A 17,690-nucleotide genomic window follows, 5' to 3' on the forward strand; every position below is an offset into this window, starting at 1 on the left:
ATAGAACTTGTTCTTCATAGGAATTGATATGATAGGCTTGAATTTTAACGTTATTTTTCCTTCATACAGGCTTTCAAAATAGCTTCGGAACGCAGCTTCGTTAAGAATTTCAATGAAATATGCTGGCTAGGTGGTTTTCCTATTGTTTTTTATCCAAATAATCATACTTATCTAGTAAATCTTTATATTTATTTACAGGAGGTACATCCGTATTCTTGGGCAGAGAAATAACTGTACTCTTTTTTTTTGTTCTTATCTTTTTCTTTATTTTTCATATGAAAGATTGTAATATGAAGTGCGACACCTAAAAAAATAACTCATGACGAATTCGTGTAGAATGAAGTTACCAGACACCACCTACAAGGAGAACTCGTCATGAGCTATACACATCTTACCATAAACGAGCGTACAAAAATAGAAACATTATTACATTTAGGATGGAGTGCAAGAGCCATTGCACAGCAGATCAAGCGCCACCATTCTACGGTTTCTCGTGAAATACAACGCATGAATAACCACTCTTCTACTTATGAGGCTAGCGACGCACAAGCCGATTATCAGCACAAGCGGATGCAAAGTAAACCAAAAGGAAAGTGGAACAAAGACAGAGCACATTACCTTACTCAAACTCTGGCTGCAACATGGTCTCCAGAACAAATTGAAGGTCGAATGAAACAAGACGATCCTGAGCACGCGGTATCCTTTAAGACCATCTATCGCTGGATTTACCAGGGGAAACTCGTCCAAGGAAACACCATCTTCTTGCGACACAAGGGAAAGCGTAGAAAGCCTCGTGAAAGCAGAGGTCGCTTTAATCTTGGATTATCCATCAGGCAACGTCCAAAAGAAGTGAAGCAACGTGAAACCTTTGGTCATTGGGAGCTTGATACTGTCGTTTCTAGCCGTGGTAAAAGTAAAGGCTGCTTGGCTACCTTTGTCGAACGAAAAACACGCTATTACTACGCTGTAAAAATGCCTGACCGTTCAGCCTTGTCTATGGAGAAAGCTGTTGCTACGGCTTTAGAAGAGCTTGCTTTACCTATGTTTACAGCTACCGTTGACCGTGGGAAGGAATTCGCTTGCCATCAAGCATTGTTAGAAGAGCACGGCTTGATGGTTTACTTTGCTGATCCTTATTCATCTTGGCAAAGAGGCAGTAACGAAAATGCCAATGGGCTTCTCAGAGAATTCTTTCCTAAGAAGTTCGACTTAAACACGATAGATCAAGCTGAACTTGAATGTGCTTTAGATTTAATCAACCATAGACCACGTAAATGTCTAGGTTGGAAAACTTCTCACGAAGCGATTATGGACGAGTTGTCGCACTTAGCTTGACAATCTATCATATTAAAAAACATATTGAACATTTTTTCCCCTCCTCAAATTTCCCTTAAAATAATAGTCTGAATGCTATCAATATATGTCTCTGTGTCATTCAGTGTCTTTTCCAGATATGAACTTATTTCTATGCTTGAGCTTGATTCTCTTGAAAAAGGATCATCAGGAAGTGTTATTTTTCCGGAATTATTACTAAATAAAGAGTCCATATCATCCCTGGATTATGAGTTGCCTTATTTCTTAAATCTCTGAGAGATTTATACCAATCTAAGTTCTCAAGAGATTGAAGTTGCGTAGATACCTCAAATGTGCCACGGTTTTGAAGAGCACTTTTAACTCTGGATAATTTAACTCTTCTTTCTTCAATCCCTAGTTGATACAAGATATTAATTTCATGAAGAATCAGGTCAAGTGAGCCGAGAACTGCATTAAGATAGGCATAAAACTCAGCTCTCAGAATTTCTTGCCCCACTTTTTCTCTTTGCCTACCAGTATTTGTACACGGCAAATTCCGAGATGCGCATCTCATTCGTGAAGCGTATGTATTGCTAAAGCCGGCTAAGCTTACGCTATTAATTTTAGTATTTCCAATATTACTAATTCTAAACGTTTACGATATCAGTATAATCAACCAGGCCACCTGAGAAAATAAAGAATGAGTCTGTCTGTTTAACAATCTTTTTAAAACGTTGTTTTGTAAAATCTTTCAAATCTGTTCTAATCGAATCAGCTGCTATAAACACGCCATCGTTCAAACACATAGCGATTATAGCTGTCAAATTATATCCCCCTTTTAACAAATTCAACTTTCTTTTCTTTCAAATTTGGTATAGCTTTATAGCCTGCTTCTGTCCAGGCGTAAGCCTGAGTATGCCGTGAAGATCCATCCCACCACGCTATGTATTTAGAACTCGATAATGGTAATGCAAATCCGAGTATTTTCTCCAAATCTAAGAAGGTTAAACTCATATTATTGTCGCTTTTCTTTAAATATTTATGGAGAAGTTCATATTTACTTTGCCTTAAACTCATTGTTTTAACTCCCATCTAGTACAAACAAAACTATTATTCTCGAAAAAAGCAAAAGAAATAAATCTAATTTGTATATAATGGTATTATAGAATACCTGGACAGGAAATCAATGGAGCATTTTAAGGAGTTCGGAGCCTTATACTTTGCCATAGCTGTTATTACTTACGCAATAATGCGATTATTGGAGTATGCGAAGGAAATCACATCAAAGGTTGAGGAGTTAAAGCAAAGCTTTCAGGATCATGCAGATGTATCAGGGATGCTGAAAATTGGGATAGTAGAGACGGTTAATGCATTGCCGGGCATATTATCCTCCTTTAATGAACAAACGTTTAGTAACTCAACATAAGCTTAATAGATCTAATATGATTGAACTAGATTCACCTGCAGTAAATAATAACGATTCGCAACAACTTGTGTTAAAAAAGCAGCCACGAATTGACCCTATGACCACCACCATTTTAGTACCCCTCTTTTGTTTTTAGGAGAAAATAATAGTTAATGGTGTTAAATACTGTTCAATAAATTATTAATGTGCAGTGATTAATTCCTTGATATTAATTTTGAGGTGATATATGTTAAACAAATTGAAAATGAAAACTAAATTGAATTATATCTTGTCCATAATCGCTTCTATAGCAATCTTAGGACTATACAAATGGCTTATTGACCATCACATTCCTAATAGTATGTTCACTATCACTGTTTACTTTTTTTTATGTCTTTCCTCTATTTTAGCAATACGTTACTATGACTCAAAAACTAAATGGTATGCCTGGACACAATTTTTTTCTATTGTAATAACAGTAGTATTTACATATTTCTCAACAAAATCTGTACTATATTACCTTACTCTAACAACAGCAAAGATATCATTTATCCCGAGTTATATGACTACATTTATATTCAGAACTGTTCAGCTTCCCCCAATTGTATTCTTTGTGTATGTTATCCTATCTTGCTTAGCACCTTTTATACTTATTTATGTTGCTCAAAAACATATTGTAAAAGAGGTGGTCGTCAACTCTTCATTATTAGATAGACTTACAATGTCTATAATTATTTTTTGCATCGACATATTTATTGTACCCTTTTTAGTTTATTTTACATTATGGAAAGAGGAAATTGTGATTCCACAAAATCACAACTCTACTCTACTAAAAGACTACGCTCAGCAAGTCTTAAGTGATCTTTGGAATATTCAATATTGGAATCTCTATTATTCAGTGGTTCTACTTATCATTACATATCTGTTTCAGTTGTCAGTTTCTCATCTAAAAAGCAAACTACAAGAACAAAAAAGATATATACTCTTTATATGGGTAATTAATCTAATTCAAGATGCATTTCTTACTGTAACTTTCGCGTTAGCACTTAGCTCTTTCGAATCGGATGCGTATGAAAAAGTAATAATTGTAGCCAGTTGCGGTGCTTTAAGCTTTAGTTGCTTAAGAAGTTTAATAGAAGTAAGAGATTACAGAAAAACGAGTACTTCTCAACCCTCTAATTAAACAGGTTAAGTCATTGGTTTAGAAATTATAGCACCACATTTCCTATAGTACTATGCTGTACTTTGAGTTTTCACACGATTACAGTAGAGGCATGAGTAATGCCTCTTCCTTTATATCAGCGGAAACCATCAAACTCTGGTATCCTAAGCAATCCGTTTTCTGTCCAAGCTCTAAATTTAACCGTAATCGGTATATCTTCCTTCCAGTACACTGCCTTCTTCTTTCTCTCTTTAGTGAATGCCTTGATCCGCATACTTAGTTCACTTTTAGCCCAAAGCGGGACGCCAACGTGGATTACTCCCCCATATTGTCTTCCCTCATTTGTATCTATTTCTATAATCCATCCAAATTCTTCGGTCATCATACCCTTAACGTAAGCATCAATATACTTATAATTAATGATCTTAAGCCAATCCTTACTCCTGCGTGATTGATATGTGGACTCATACTTCTTTGCCACCATCCCCTCCATGTCACGTTGCTGGATAACCTGCCATAACCGCTCCCCCTCCTCTTTAATGAATAACATCTCTTGTATCTGAGGGTTCTGAATATATTAGAAAGCTTCTTTTAATATGCCCTTCCGTTCATGTAAAGGTAATAAGCGTACATCGCGGCCATCAAAGTATAGAATATCAAATACAAAATAAGTTACAGGATTATTGCTCGCGCTGCGTGCAATTCGTTTATTATCGGATAAGGCAAAACGCTGCATCAATTGTTCAAAAGAATCGCTGCCATCATTATTAAGAACACAAACTTCACCGTCTAATATCATTGAAGGAACCTTATTGTTAATGTGCAGCTCGGGATACTTAAACGTCACATTGGTGTTATGGCGAGTATATAATCTAGTCGCCTCCTCAGAATAACTCAATATCAAACGATGACCATCTAATTTTGGTTCAAATATATAAGATGGATGATTGTACGGCTCCTTAACTTTTTCTAATAACATCGGTGGTATAAACACTGTTTCCCCTCCCTTACGAGCCATTCTTTCCAAAATGACCTCAGAATAATAACTAAATCAATTACTGGTAACTAATTTACGGCACAAAAATACCCTATAATTACACTCTTTTTAATAAAACAAATGTAGTGTATCTTTATAGGGCATTATAGTATTGTTTGTATTTATCACTGAACTTTGCTCAGTGCTGTTTTAGCTGCCTGTTTGACTCTTCAAAAAACGAACATATTGTAAATATGACCGCGCTTGAAATTCATTTATAGTACCAGCGTACTTAGGATAATATTTATCTATTATCTCATCATCGTCGCAGATATCTACTAAGTTAAAAACATTATGAAGAGGGTTACCTAGTGAATCTTTCGCATTATGCATGATCACACTTTTATCCACCTTCAGACAATTCGAAACTTTTTCTAGATTAGTTGGAGATATAAGTGTCTTACCTGTGACCATATCTGAGATGCTACTTGTAGATAATCCGGTCATATCGGCTAGTGCTTTTTGAGTGAGCTTTTTACGTTGAAGCAGCTTCTTTAAGTTTCTTGAAGTAACCTCCATTATATTTTTATCAATATCTGAGTATCTAGCTCGCATACGTCACCTCCCCTTCTTATCATAGTTACTCATTATACAGATCTATCTCTAATACTACTCTCAGGACATCTTGAGAAATACGGGTATAAATAAATTTTAGTAGAGTTTAGATTCACTGTGTCCTACAATGATCCTAAAATAAGAATGTCTACCTTATTGTTCTTATTGTACAATGTCGTTGCAGGTATGTCTCAACTTATGAGCTGATACCTGTTTCCTGGACTCTGTAGTGACCAGGCTTGTTTAGTCAGCGTAGTAATGGTATGTTGTAATCCACGCTGAGATAGAGGACAAGCTCCTCTCTGATTACGTGTTTCAAAGGGAATACTTTCCTTCCAATCTAACTGTGCTTGCTGACCAGGAGCCGTTTCATAGCGTACGACACTCTGACGTGAAGGCAAGCGACGTCCTTCTGTAAAGTACCGTTCAAACTCGGGCTTGCGAGCGATGTAGGCTCAAAAGGTAGAACTGCCACATCTCAAACCGTGGTTATCCGTGAGATATTGCCACAGTACACGCTTGTAGTAAAATACTTGCTTATTTTCTTCAGATAATAAATCTGAAATGATGTCATAATAAGCGTCTAATTTAGACTCACGATTTCTTCCTTCACTTTTCTTAAACCTATCTAGATATTTCTGAATCGTTCGACGATCCACGTTCATCTTTCTTGCTAATTCACTTTTATTAATTTTCATTTTGAGATTCTCCATTAACAATTTTAGATTAGGTAAGTCTAGTAAACTACGAACCTCGACGTTTGTTTGAATATTTAGCGTCATGTACATCACGATCTCTCCTCTCGAGACCATTATGTCGTGACAAGCAATTCTGTACATTTTTATTCAAGCGTTTTTGTACATATTTAGACTAGCATTTATATTTATTTGGTTAGTTTCACGGCGTCCTTCAGAATTTTATAGCCCGTAGCGACGAGCTTTTGTTGTTTAGATCTGTATGTTTTTTCAAACTGCAATTCGTGATTAAGAGATCTTTCGATAGGTCTGTTACTACTAAACTGACTAGCCCATCGAACATTATAGGCATAATCAGTATTATATATCTCCCAATTTATTTCACCAGTCCGATAAATACCCCAATTGTGTGAATCTAAAAAAAAGCCATTCCTTATAGGAATGGCTAGGTGGGTGTAACCCTTAAATTATGAACGCTTGCCGCTGCCGCAGCTAAGAGAAACTAAAAGGGCATTGTATATTACGATTTTAGCAGATATTATATACCTTGAATAATCGTTAGTTTTCAGATCACTTTTCATCCAATATTAAACGTGATTATTTTTCAATAACTAAGCAACAGCTACCATCAAGAAAAAACTCTAAATCCTTATAACTTAACTCATCCCTCTTTATTTTTCTATACTTTATTGGTTGTTCTTCATATCCATCCCAAATTGACCACAACTCAACCTCAATATGTTTTGGAAGATTTAATATATAGTCAAAAGTTTGGTGTATAAAATTACTTTTTAGTCTTGCCTCTATTATATAGACATACTCCAAGGTAATATATTTTTTAAAACCATTTGGTAGAATACCGCATCTACTAATACTCAAGTTATTAAAAAGATTTTCATCATCAATAAATATTAACTCACTTTCTTCATTTAACTCCTTGATCGTTCCAGTTTCTTGTTGATTATTGATCTGAGACATATCTTTGACATTAATTAGTCTAGCTCCAGTTCGAACAATTTCTGGTAAACTATTCTTAGACGCTATGAATGTAATTTCACTCATGTTTTTCTCCTTTAACACTGAGGATTTTCTGGAAATATTCTATGCATTAGTGTTTAGATCTTTAGGATAATTATACTTAGTTAGCAATAAACAAATAGTTAGTAGTATCAAACTACTAACTATTTGTTACTTTAATACACTTTAATTAAAAGAAAGAATGTCCGCCTCTACGATCATGAGTATGATAATGTGTAAAGTATAAAAATCCCGGTAATTGATTACAAGTTAATTCTGGACCTACAGCTAATTTACCGCCTCCTGCCGTAGTCGCAACAGCTAGTGCCTTAGCACTCGATGTTGAAAATACATTTCCAATTCCATCACGCAAACCTGAATTAGGACTAAGTCTTTGCCAAGCTTGAGTAAATGAAAGAGCTGGACCTATATAAACTTTACCTAAATAAAGTTCTGCTGCATAATGATCATAAGTGGGATCATTTCTTAGTGTATTTGCAATTTCGTGCCATGCAGCATAAGCTATACCGCCTATCGTAACAGCGAGCGCCATTGCTAGTAAATGTGCTAGCAATATTTCCCCTATTACCACTCCAATTGGAACTAGAAATACCAAAGACGCCTGTAATTCATCTTGATTAACTTCATATACTTCTAACGTCTCGGTATCTGTGAATGTAGCCTGTATATCACCATTGTCACCTAAAGCATTAATTACAACATCATACTCCCGATACTCTTCACCTGTACTAGCACTTATTTCATTAGTAATAAGGCGAATTTGTAGTGTTTCCTTATCAAGGATCATACTGGCTTCCAAACTATTAAATTCACTTTCTAGTTCGTTTTCAGACTTAGTATTAAAAAATTTACTGACTTTACTCTTCCCACTTACTACTTTACTGACTATCGTTTCTTGCTCAGTATTACTAACCTGGGTATCAAGTTTATATGATGCTAAATAATCTTCAATGTCTTCAACTTCATGAACGTGTGTGGCTAAATGATCTGATGAAGTTTCGTGTGCATATACTGGATGAGGTTGATAGAAGAATGTAAGTACCAATGCAATAGACAAAATAAGTGATAATAAAGATTTCTTGTTAAATGAAATTTTCATTTTTATTCATCCTTTCAATTTTTAATGCTGATTGAACCATATCCATAAATTGAGTGATCACTGTCAGGACCTAAATTATGGGACAAACTAATTAAGTCACTTTTTATTTGTTCTAACAGGTCATAATTTTTCTCATAATTTCTGTTAAGTAAAAGATTAGAAATGACACCTGTTATATGTGCTGATGCGAAAGATGTTCCAGTTACAACCTGATACTCATTATTTGGAGAAATAGTTAGTATATCTACACCAGGAGCACTAAAATCAACCTTTCCTTCTGACGCCGAAAATAATTTATTTTCATTAACATCTATAGCAGTCACAGAGATTACATTGGGATAGCCTGCAGGGAAATCTACTGAAGTTCGGTACTTGTTTCCTACAGCAGCTACTATAATAATTCCGTTATTAACTGCATTGTCTATCACTTCTCTTAGCTCTTCACGATCTCGAAGAATACCAAAACTCATATTTATGATATCAATATTATTCTCTATGCACCATTCTATCCCACTAATTAAATGTGATGTTTCACCTTTTCCAGTATCATTTAATACCTTTACAGAATAAAGTTCGACATTTTCATTACTACTTACACCAACAATCCCAATATCATTGTCATTTGCGGAAATTATTCCAGCAATTGCAGTTCCATGCCCTAAACTATCTGTAGGAGTTTGATTTTCTTGATCTAACAATGCGTCATATTCTTTTACTATCTTCCCCTCAAGTTCAATATGCGAGAAATCAATTCCACTATCCATAATAGCTATTTTTACTTTTTTTTCGCTATTATGAACTTCAGAAAAGTTTTGGTATGCTACTCCCCATGGGATGATTTGATTCGATTCTAATGATAATTCAGATAAACGTTCTTGAGAAACTACCTTATCAGAAAGACCCTGAGAATTACCACAACTTGAAAAAATCACGAGAACTAGTACACAAGTTAATATTTTCAATCGATGATTAAATGATTTAATTGGTACTCTCTTGATCATATGAAACTTCCTCCTCTCTTAATCTCCTACAGCCACTAATTATACCATCTAACCATAATTAAGAAATATAACCACTATAAAACATTTTTGGATACTAAAAGTATAATCAAACACAAACTTACTAACTAACGAATGAAATGAGGCTAATATACTTCGTTTTGTTTTAAGAGTGACGAAATGACACTACTTAATCGTGCGAAAATAGGATTTTTCAAAAGCTAATAATCCATGGTATTCGTATTGTTTAATCCAATTCAGAACAACAGATTTATTCGCATGAATAGATTTTGCGATTTCTCTAACACTTTCGGAACCATTTTGGTATCTCGTAACAGCATCTAGTTTTTGACTTAGGGTGAATTTAGCCATAAAAAATGCACCTCCAATTGTTAGATGTGTCTAACAATTGGGGTGCAGTTCAGGGGAGCACGGCTGTCTTTTCAGAGCTTTTCCCATACAGCTTTTTTGTCAAAAACTGTACGGCTTCCTGCAGTCGTTTATTCTCTTTTTCAAGATCGCCAATGCGATGCTCCATCTGTTGAATCTGCTCGATCGGGCTCATAAAATTCCGTTCCTTTGCTCTTTTCTATATGATTATTATACCATAATAGAGCATGTAATCTATATTTTACTAGTTTATACGGTAGGCAGGAAATCTAGCTTTTTCACGGCTTTAGGCTGATGAATGGAAAGTCCCTCAAGCAGCCATCGAAATTCCTGTGGAGTAATGGAACGTACAGCCTCAGCATCCATGGGCCACTGAAACTGTCCGGATTCTAATCGTTTGTATAGCAAAACAAAGCCATCCCCTTCCCAGTACAAGGCCTTCATCCGATCACGTTTTCGACCACAAAATAGAAATAGATGATTTTGAAAGGGATTGAGGTGCAACTGATGCTGAACCAAATGAATCAATCCATCAATGGACTTACGCATATCTGTATAACCGCACGCAATGAATAGCTGCTCAGCCTTTGAAATGTCACCGAACATAGTGAAGACTGCGAAGCATCTGTTCAATTAAAGGAGCAGAAGCGTGCGAATGAATTTCGATGGTCACGGCATCGGTACGGAGAATAATGGCCGCTTGTTCATCGTTTACTTTGGACGGTAAGGCAGGCGTCCGTATAGAGGAAGGGACAGGGATAAGTGTCGGTTCATTCTTATTAACAACGGAAGGGATAGAAGCAGCTTCAACCATGGATTCACGAATTTTACGAAGCCAGTAGTAATAGCTTTTTGTGCTGACCTGGTTTTCATTGCACCAAGCGGTGACGGTTTGTCCACTATTTTTACAATCTCTAATGGTCTCGATCCATTGCTGAAGGCGGTACTGTTGAGCCATTTTTGCAGGTGTCAATTTGATCCACTCCTTAGAGTTTTTAGAGTAAAGTCTAAAAACTCTAAAGACAATTGTGACTTTACTCTAAAGGAATTATCTCAAAGTTGATCGGGTACTTCTATACACTCTCTTATTAGACGCTTACGTTTAACCTATAAACCAGAAAGATTTTCGAAATAATGCCTGGATACGGTACCTTAAGCTGCTCTTCATGCTAGAACAATGGCTACATAGAGATTCGTTATCTCCATGTTGTTCAACAGGAATCGAGGATATATTAGATCTTTTTCCAATACAAGATCGGTGTTGACCGGCATCAAATGAATAATGACCACATGAGTTACTAAAAACTATAATTTCTCTCTTGACTCCGTTTTGCAGTATATCATCTCTTAATAACTGGCAATACTTCACAGAGTTTTTAGGGTAATACCAATGGGAGTCCTCATCTATTACAAACTTTCTCTCTTCGTTTTCTTTCTTTATGTATTGTTCAGTCTCACTCTTAGTCAACTCAAGAGAACATTTACCTGTTTTGCGAAAGAAACATTTATACCCATCCATACGAAAACAAAAAGATTTATTTCTTGGATCAAAAGTGGAAATCTGCATTTTTTAGTCCTTGCCCTCCTCTTTTTCATTCCTGAAATTAATTATTTGTTGTCCATATTATATAGATCTGTCTCTAAAACGTCTCTCATAACATCTTTCGAAATCTGAGTATAGATCTTAGTTGAATTTGGATCGCTGTGTCCTAGCAACGAGCCTAATATGAGAACATCTACTTTAGGATTCTTATTGTACAATGTCGTGGCGAAGGTATGTCTCAACTTGTGCGCTGAGACCTGATTGCCGGACTCTGTAGTGACATTAGCTTGTTTAGCTAGTGTAGTGATGATATGTTCTAAAGCACGACTTTGATGACGAGGTCACTTCTTTGTAGTTTAGTCGGCGGCGAATCATCTCCATATCTATAAAAACAAAAGGTGGTACAGAAATGAAGTGCTCCCTGTCAAGTGGACAGTGTAAAAAACAAAAAGTTAGATTAGATTCCTCGGCTCATTTGAATAGAGCTGAGGTTTCTTTTTTATGCAATTTGCCGGTATTCGTTAGGAGACAACCCGTCCAAACACTCTGTATATCGATAATTATTGTAATAGCGAATATATTCGCTAACGTCTTTGAGAATACTTTCATAGGTATCGTATTTTGTGAGATAATAGCTCTCCGACTTGTAAGTCCCCCAAAATCGCTCAATCGGCTGGTTGTCCAGACATCGACTCACGCGAGACATGCTTTTCCTAAATCCGTATTTCACATGGAGTCGATTATACTCATGGGAGGTGTACTGGAAGCCTCTGTCGCTTTGGATGAGTGGGGTTACACCAGGGTTTTTCTCATAAGCCTTCTTCAGCGTATCCATCACGAGCTTATTGTTGTTGGAACGATCTAATACCCATGAAACAATGGAGTTATCGTACACATCAATAATCGCGCTTAGATAGGCTTTGCAACCATTTCCAAACTTCAGTTCTGTCACATCTGTACACCACTTTGAATTAGGAGATTGGGCATCAAAGCTACGATTCATTACATTTTCAACAATATGGATCTCAGGGGCTTTCACGTAGCTTGGTCGTTTCCTACGAATGACCGCTTTGAGTCCAAGGGCTCGCATGATTCGGTAATAGCGCTTCTTGTTGTACTTCTTTTTGAGTTTTCGGTTAAGCTGAGTACGTATTTGACGGTAACCAAGTATCCCTTTTCGCTTGTCATAACGAAGCTGTACTTCTTTGGCTAACGAACGAACTTCCATTTCCTTAGCAGATGGCGTCCAGTTTAACCACTTATAATAGGCAGATCGAGCAACCCCCGCTAGTGCACATAACATTGTAATGGCGTACCCTTTTTCTTTGTTCAATTCTTGAATCGCTTGATACAAATTTACGTGTCGAACAAGGGTTAGCGTGTATTTCGTCGCTTGATCTCTTCCAACTTTTTTGCGAAGGCATTCTCCATCTCTAGGTATTCGTTCCGAGCTTCTAGCTCCTTGATCCGTAGCTTAAGACGTTCATGCTCATCAAGTTCGTCTACAGGCTTTTTACGACCACGGTTGTCCTTGAGAGCATCCTCACCGCCTTCCTGATATTTACGAACCCATGCATAGACTTGCTGATAAGAGACACCATACTTTCCGATTGCTTTCTGATAATCCAAACCATTAGCGATGGTATATTGTGCAATTTCAATGCGTTCTTCAAACGTGGTTTTACGTCCTTTATTCATAGGAGATAGCCCTCTTCCTTTACGAGTAGGTTTCAATTCTATCTCACTAGTATACTTGGAAATCCATTTCTGCAGGACACTTCCACTTGAAATATGATGCTTTTTTATTGCATCTGCTACAGAGTATTGACCAGACAATACATCTTTAATAGCAGCAAGCTTCAACTCGTTGGAGTAAGTTTTCCATCTAGTTGATTCCTTTAACCCATCTAAACCATCTGCTTCATATTTTCTTAACCAATTTTTAACAGTGTCTGTTTTAACTCCGAGCTTTTTCGCCTCATAGTACGGATTTGATTTATGTCCAAGGCATCGCCGTACGACATGCAATTTCAATTCTAAAGAAATTGGACTTCTTTTAGACATTAGAAAAACTCCCATCATTAGTAGCGGTAGAAGTTTTGTTTATTTCTACTGTCTACTATGATGGGAGCATATCAGAAATTCTCTGTGCCACCTTTTGTTTAAATGAGGGGTCTGTACTTCTTGTTTCTACCTTACACTTATAGCTTAATGACTTGTCCGTTTAGAGCGGATGCATTGGCAGCCATGGTTACTCGGTGTGTTTTACAAGCGTCCTCATAGCTAGAGCGAATTAACGAGGTATCGCCTGTTTTTACCGCGTGTAAAAATGCTTCCATTTGTTTCTCATATGGATTGCTTTTATTTTTATATTCAATCACCGTTGCAGCTGTAAAATCCTTTACTCCGCCATGACTAATCTCAAGCTTCCCTTCATTCGTGTAGAAATGAAGCCCTGCTTGTTCACCAGCAGGTATAATACAGGTGTTGCTAATTGTTGCAATCATTCCGCCCTCAAGCTTCAACGTCACCGTACCCGCGTCTGCAACGTTCGCATTTGCGTCCTGTGAGCTTAGAATTCCTTCGTGATAAGCAGCATATACCTCAGTCACTTCACCAGCAATATAGCGCAACAGATCGACGATATGCGTTGTCTGCTCAACAAATTGACCGCCTGAACGTTCTTGTCTGCGCCACCAAGTTCCTCCTGGCGCTCCGCCCATCCAGTAACCCAATGCTAGTGCAAGCTGCCTGTTAGCTAGCAGCTCCTGCGCTCGATCCGTTCCATCCATATATCTAAAATGATAGCCGACAGATGTAATAAGGCCTTTCGCCTTTATTGCCTCCAATAGCTGTTCAGGTAGCTCAGCTTCACTGTACAACGGTTTTTCCACTAGAAACGGTATGCCACGCTCGATGCATTGCTGCTCAAAGTTACCTCGTGCGAACGGTGGTGTGCATATATAAACCGCATCTAATGAATGCGCATCCAGCATTTGCTGAACATCCCCATACCCCTTTGCATTTGGAAGCTTTGCTGCGAACGCTTCTGCCTTTTCCTGCGAGCTGGCAGTTACAGCTTGCAGCTCAACATCCTTATGCTGTGTCAACAGCTTTGCATGCATATCTCCAAACCAGCCTGTACCGATTAATCCAACTTTAAGTGTCATCATTTCCCCTCCGTATTGTCATTTTATCGATAAAGCTCATGCTGATGTATGTACTTCATGCTCCCACTATTATAGCGAACACTTCAAAAAAATGTCTATGTCGCGCTGCACTTACTTTAATTCTTTCAACTCAGCAGTTACCCATTCGATAGTATCTACATACTATATAGTCTACTTACCACATATGATCGGAGGGGACATCATGGTGAACGGGCAATCTCAACGTATCATTCAGGAGCCAAATTATCAAAGCGCATTATTTCTTGCTGCGATATGCAGCCAAACGTACATTCAATTTGCCAATAAAGAAACGGGGGCATTCATTAAGCCGGATCAATATGAATTAGTTGGTTCGATAGTCACTTCTGAGCTCGGAATCGAAAATGATCGTTATGGATTTGTACTTGCCTCCGAGCAAAATGCAATTCTTGCGTTCCGCGGAAGCAGTACTTCGATGGATTGGGTGCATGATTTCATTGCTCAGCAGACAGAATATTTCCCAATAAAAAATGCCGGTTTAACCCATAAGGGCTTCACCGACATTTATTACAAGCTCCGGCCACAGGTCATGGAGCTACTGAGCGAGCTAGATCCTTCTCTGCCGCTCTATATTACTGGACATAGCTTAGGTGGTGCCTTGGCAACTCTCGCTGCGCTTGATATCGCCACCTATATGCCGTTTCAAGGCCCAATCGTCTATACATTCGGCGCTCCACGAGTTGGCGATCCTGCCTTTGTCAAAGCATATAACTATACCGTTCCACTGCACTGGCGTTTTCAAAATAAGTACGATATTGTGCCTCATCTTCCAACGCTAGTCTATCATTCGCCTCAAACCGATGAGACCTACTTCTATCTTCATGTTAAAGGCGAGGTACAGCGAAATTTTCGCCATGGGTCCGTAGCATCCAATCACATCATGGATAGCTATTTCCACGATTTAGCCTCAGATATGCCAGATGTTGCGAACGCAATCTGCTCTAGCCCTCTCGGTTTTTGTCCAGGTGAAGCTGAGGATTAAGCTGGCAGCACGTACAGTAGTATTGAGAAGAAATGAACAATCGTGCCTGCCAGCACAAACAAATGCCATACTGCATGATGATAAGGAAAGCTGCGCCACATATAAAAAACGGTACCAACTGTATATAGCACGCCGCCAATAACAAGCAAAGTTAAGCCTTGGGGATCAAAATGATTTGCAAGCCTATTCCAAGCAAAAACGATGCACCATCCCATTAATATATACAAAATGGTGGATGTAAATAAAAACCGATTAGCGAACATTGATTTGAATACAATACCGCAGACGGTTAAGCCCCATACCACTCCGAACAGCACCCAGCCCAGTGTACCTTGTACGATATGAAACAATATTGGCGTATACGTGCCGGCAATAAAGATATAAATGCATGAATGATCAAGTGATTCAAATACCCGCTTAGCCTTGCCTTCTGGAAAGCTGTGTACGAGCGTGGAAGCCGTATACAGCAGCACCATGGATGTGCCGTAGATGGTAAAGCTTACAACATGCAGGGCGGTCCCCTTCATCACTGCAAATACAATAAGCAGCACAAGTGCAGCAATACTTAACAGCACACCGATTCCGTGTGTTATCGCATTTGCTATTTCTTCACCCTTCGTATAGGTGTGTGTATTAGCCACTCTTTCACTTCCTAACTAACAAACTATATTAATTAAGTAAGTGTAGCGGATAACAACCAATCATTCAAGCAACCGTCGATGCGCTGTAACGTCTTATCTAGATTGCAGCTGCTCAGTTCATCTGTAAATGGAGTGGTGTGCCTAAAGTAATCCGCATGGCCTCCTATCGTATTCACGCCAACGATCATTCCTGGTGCGTACTTTTTAGTATCCCATTGTGGCATTGGCAGCCGATCTTGGCGAATCGTCCATCCACCCCAGCTGCCCAGCTTCGTTATAGGATCTTTATATTTTCCGTCCTCATCGACCGAATGAATATAGCTCACATTTTGTTTGAGCGGGGGAATAATCCGTGTTTTCGGAGAACCAACTTGGATTACTTTTGTTTCAATCGGCAAGCGATCCTCATATATTTTTCTTGCGATTTGATACGCGGCTACCCCACCCCCACTATGCCCAATCAACAGCAGCTTTCTTGAATCGGTATATGGCTCGATTCTTTTCCATACCTTTCTTCCACCAATTCCAGCATTGTACGCATATGTTGATAGGTCAGCACGTACCTCCATCAATTGCAATAGTAAGTTTCGTTCCATCTCACCATATGGAAATAACATCTCGATATCTGGTGTAATGCCTTTTTCTTGAAGCTTGTGCTGCAAGCGCTGCTGCAATGTATGGAATGCGCTCGGACTCGTCTTTACACCAGCTAGTAAAAATACTTTTAATGATTGACTAGCTTGCATCTGTCTTCCTCCGAATGTGTTAGTATATAAGGTTGGTTTAAGCATAGTTACATTATGCTGGCTATAGCAAAAAATAATGCAAACAGACGACTAGAAAATAATTTCCTGTCGCCTAGAGAAACAAAAAAACGCCCATACAGGGCGTCTTATTGTGCTGCAAGAGGGCCATCCATACGTTTCATTAAACGCCCATTTTCTTGCGCTGATTGTTAACCTTTTTTGTATTTTGGCTTACTAATTTTTTTGTCCCTGTAGACTGATGCTGCTTTCCTTGCAATCCTTGCTGTTGCTGCTTACGTGCAGCTAAAAGCTGTTTTGCGCGTTCAGCCTGACTAATCGCTTTTTGTTCTTCTTGTTCAGATTGTTGTGACAATTACAACACCTACCTTTTAGGCAACTATGCCTTTATTGTACAATACTTATAGCCTTTAAATAAAGCGAACAATGTGGCAAACATTTAATTTTTATTTTCATTTTGCTGCTCATCTGTATGTATTTCTAATTTTTCGTCCTCAGATACGACCATTGGACTTTCGATCACTTCCACTTCATCAGTTTGCTGTTTCTCCAGCTGCTTCTCCAACTGCTTCACTTTACGCTGCAATACAAAAACGCGGAACATCCCTAGCGAACCAACAGCTAGTCCACCAAATAAAGTAGATATCATAATAACGAGAATTAACGGCGTGCTCGTTGAGCCAAATAAGTAATTAACCTCTACGGCTTCTACATTAATAACAGCAAAGATGGCTATAATAAGCGCAAATAACAAGCCAACAATTAATGTCCACTGACTTTTCATGTCAAATCCCTCCTGCTATTAGATTCTCACACATTAAGCAGTACGTAAAGTATCCCGCTTCAATATATTGTAAGCTATGCAGGCCAGATTCATACA

At 38.1% G+C, this 17,690-nt stretch carries 24 protein-coding genes and 1 pseudogene; 3 read left to right on the forward strand and 22 right to left on the reverse strand.

Features of this window, described 5'->3' with window-relative positions; all coding sequences use genetic code 11:
* The first annotated feature begins 375 nt into the window (after positions 1–375).
* Positions 376–1,335: an IS30 family transposase gene (locus tag NSQ99_RS18565; protein WP_340834498.1), complete on the forward strand. Its 960-nt coding sequence runs from the start codon at positions 376–378 to the stop codon at positions 1,333–1,335.
* Positions 1,336–1,510: 175 nt separating this feature from the next.
* Here the strand turns inward: NSQ99_RS18565 and NSQ99_RS18570 are convergent, their stop codons facing one another.
* The 3 genes from NSQ99_RS18570 to NSQ99_RS18580 form a co-directional block, all read right to left on the reverse strand.
* Positions 1,511–1,810 carry a Cthe_2314 family HEPN domain-containing protein gene (locus NSQ99_RS18570; protein WP_340838427.1) on the reverse strand — a complete coding sequence of 100 codons (300 nt, stop codon included), beginning with the start codon at positions 1,808–1,810 and terminating at the stop codon, positions 1,511–1,513.
* Positions 1,811–1,940: 130 nt separating this feature from the next.
* Positions 1,941–2,117 (reverse strand): hypothetical protein, encoded by a 177-nt coding sequence (locus NSQ99_RS18575; protein ID WP_340838428.1) that lies wholly within the window; start codon positions 2,115–2,117, stop codon positions 1,941–1,943.
* Position 2,118: 1 nt separating this feature from the next.
* Positions 2,119–2,370, reverse strand: coding sequence for a DUF7662 domain-containing protein (locus tag NSQ99_RS18580; protein ID WP_340838429.1), 252 nt, complete (start codon positions 2,368–2,370; stop codon positions 2,119–2,121).
* 109 nt (positions 2,371–2,479) lie between these two features.
* On the opposite strand from NSQ99_RS18580, the gene NSQ99_RS18585 reads away from it, so the two are divergent.
* On the forward strand, positions 2,480–2,719 hold the full coding sequence (locus tag NSQ99_RS18585; protein WP_340838430.1) for a hypothetical protein: 240 nt from the start codon (positions 2,480–2,482) through the stop codon (positions 2,717–2,719).
* 1,277 nt (positions 2,720–3,996) lie between these two features.
* Here the strand turns inward: NSQ99_RS18585 and NSQ99_RS18590 are convergent.
* The 15 genes and pseudogenes from NSQ99_RS18590 to NSQ99_RS18655 form a co-directional block, all read right to left on the reverse strand.
* Entirely contained in the window at positions 3,997–4,353 is a 357-nt protein-coding gene (locus NSQ99_RS18590) for a hypothetical protein (RefSeq protein ID WP_340838431.1), read from the reverse strand.
* Between the two features lie 84 nt (positions 4,354–4,437).
* Entirely contained in the window at positions 4,438–4,854 is a 417-nt protein-coding gene (locus NSQ99_RS18595; RefSeq protein ID WP_340838432.1) for an ATP-dependent DNA ligase, read from the reverse strand.
* 192 nt (positions 4,855–5,046) lie between these two features.
* A complete protein-coding gene (locus tag NSQ99_RS18600; RefSeq protein WP_340838434.1) occupies positions 5,047–5,451 on the reverse strand; it encodes a helix-turn-helix domain-containing protein in 405 nt (134 codons plus the stop codon).
* A 305-nt stretch (positions 5,452–5,756) separates the two neighbouring features.
* Positions 5,757–6,239 (reverse strand): annotated as a pseudogene (locus tag NSQ99_RS18605) (IS21 family transposase); the annotation flags it as partial.
* Between the two features lie 504 nt (positions 6,240–6,743).
* Positions 6,744–7,208, reverse strand: a complete 465-nt coding sequence (locus NSQ99_RS18610) for a hypothetical protein (RefSeq protein WP_340838436.1) — start codon at positions 7,206–7,208, stop codon at positions 6,744–6,746.
* 145 nt (positions 7,209–7,353) lie between these two features.
* The gene (locus tag NSQ99_RS18615) at positions 7,354–8,283 is read right to left on the reverse strand and encodes an SAR2788 family putative toxin (RefSeq protein WP_340838437.1); all 930 of its coding nucleotides are present in this window, start codon (positions 8,281–8,283) and stop codon (positions 7,354–7,356) included.
* 14 nt (positions 8,284–8,297) lie between these two features.
* Positions 8,298–9,284 carry a S8 family peptidase gene (locus tag NSQ99_RS18620; protein ID WP_340838438.1) on the reverse strand — a complete coding sequence of 329 codons (987 nt, stop codon included), beginning with the start codon at positions 9,282–9,284 and terminating at the stop codon, positions 8,298–8,300.
* Positions 9,285–9,467: 183 nt separating this feature from the next.
* Complete coding sequence (locus tag NSQ99_RS18625; RefSeq protein ID WP_340838439.1) at positions 9,468–9,653, reverse strand: transposase; 186 nt, start codon at positions 9,651–9,653, stop codon at positions 9,468–9,470.
* Positions 9,654–9,702: 49 nt separating this feature from the next.
* Positions 9,703–9,846 carry a hypothetical protein gene (locus tag NSQ99_RS18630; RefSeq protein WP_340838847.1) on the reverse strand — a complete coding sequence of 48 codons (144 nt, stop codon included), beginning with the start codon at positions 9,844–9,846 and terminating at the stop codon, positions 9,703–9,705.
* Positions 9,847–9,920: 74 nt separating this feature from the next.
* Positions 9,921–10,277 (reverse strand): IS66 family insertion sequence element accessory protein TnpB, encoded by a 357-nt coding sequence (gene tnpB, locus NSQ99_RS18635; RefSeq protein ID WP_340838440.1) that lies wholly within the window; start codon positions 10,275–10,277, stop codon positions 9,921–9,923.
* Complete coding sequence (tnpA, locus tag NSQ99_RS18640) at positions 10,267–10,644, reverse strand: IS66 family insertion sequence element accessory protein TnpA (protein ID WP_340838441.1); 378 nt, start codon at positions 10,642–10,644, stop codon at positions 10,267–10,269. Before tnpA ends, tnpB begins: the two co-directional genes overlap by 11 nt.
* A gap of 635 nt (positions 10,645–11,279) precedes the next feature.
* Positions 11,280–11,525, reverse strand: coding sequence for a tyrosine-type recombinase/integrase (locus NSQ99_RS23270; RefSeq protein WP_445670556.1), 246 nt, complete (start codon positions 11,523–11,525; stop codon positions 11,280–11,282).
* 188 nt (positions 11,526–11,713) lie between these two features.
* Positions 11,714–12,568 carry an IS3 family transposase gene (locus NSQ99_RS18645; protein WP_340838442.1) on the reverse strand — a complete coding sequence of 285 codons (855 nt, stop codon included), beginning with the start codon at positions 12,566–12,568 and terminating at the stop codon, positions 11,714–11,716.
* Between the two features lie 20 nt (positions 12,569–12,588).
* Positions 12,589–13,278, reverse strand: coding sequence for a helix-turn-helix domain-containing protein (locus NSQ99_RS18650; protein ID WP_340838443.1), 690 nt, complete (start codon positions 13,276–13,278; stop codon positions 12,589–12,591).
* Between the two features lie 137 nt (positions 13,279–13,415).
* Positions 13,416–14,387 carry a Gfo/Idh/MocA family protein gene (locus tag NSQ99_RS18655; RefSeq protein ID WP_340838444.1) on the reverse strand — a complete coding sequence of 324 codons (972 nt, stop codon included), beginning with the start codon at positions 14,385–14,387 and terminating at the stop codon, positions 13,416–13,418.
* Between the two features lie 199 nt (positions 14,388–14,586).
* Here NSQ99_RS18655 and NSQ99_RS18660 point away from each other — a divergent pair, with 199 nt between their 5' ends.
* Positions 14,587–15,405 (forward strand): lipase family protein, encoded by an 819-nt coding sequence (locus NSQ99_RS18660; RefSeq protein WP_251667431.1) that lies wholly within the window; start codon positions 14,587–14,589, stop codon positions 15,403–15,405.
* Here NSQ99_RS18660 and trhA read toward each other — a convergent pair.
* The 4 genes from trhA to NSQ99_RS18680 form a co-directional block, all read right to left on the reverse strand.
* Entirely contained in the window at positions 15,402–16,046 is a 645-nt protein-coding gene (gene trhA, locus NSQ99_RS18665; RefSeq protein WP_251667430.1) for a PAQR family membrane homeostasis protein TrhA, read from the reverse strand. The genes NSQ99_RS18660 and trhA overlap by 4 nt on opposite strands.
* 32 nt (positions 16,047–16,078) lie before the next feature.
* Positions 16,079–16,792, reverse strand: a complete 714-nt coding sequence (locus tag NSQ99_RS18670; RefSeq protein ID WP_251667429.1) for a hypothetical protein — start codon at positions 16,790–16,792, stop codon at positions 16,079–16,081.
* A 181-nt stretch (positions 16,793–16,973) separates the two neighbouring features.
* Entirely contained in the window at positions 16,974–17,165 is a 192-nt protein-coding gene (locus tag NSQ99_RS18675) for a hypothetical protein (RefSeq protein ID WP_251667428.1), read from the reverse strand.
* A gap of 84 nt (positions 17,166–17,249) precedes the next feature.
* On the reverse strand, positions 17,250–17,594 hold the full coding sequence (locus tag NSQ99_RS18680) for a LapA family protein (RefSeq protein WP_340838445.1): 345 nt from the start codon (positions 17,592–17,594) through the stop codon (positions 17,250–17,252).
* Between the last annotated feature and the right edge of the window lie 96 nt (positions 17,595–17,690).

Source organism: Paenibacillus sp. FSL W7-1287, assembly GCF_038004245.1.
In the GTDB taxonomy this organism is placed as follows: Bacteria; Bacillota; Bacilli; order Paenibacillales; family Paenibacillaceae; genus Pristimantibacillus; species Pristimantibacillus camelliae.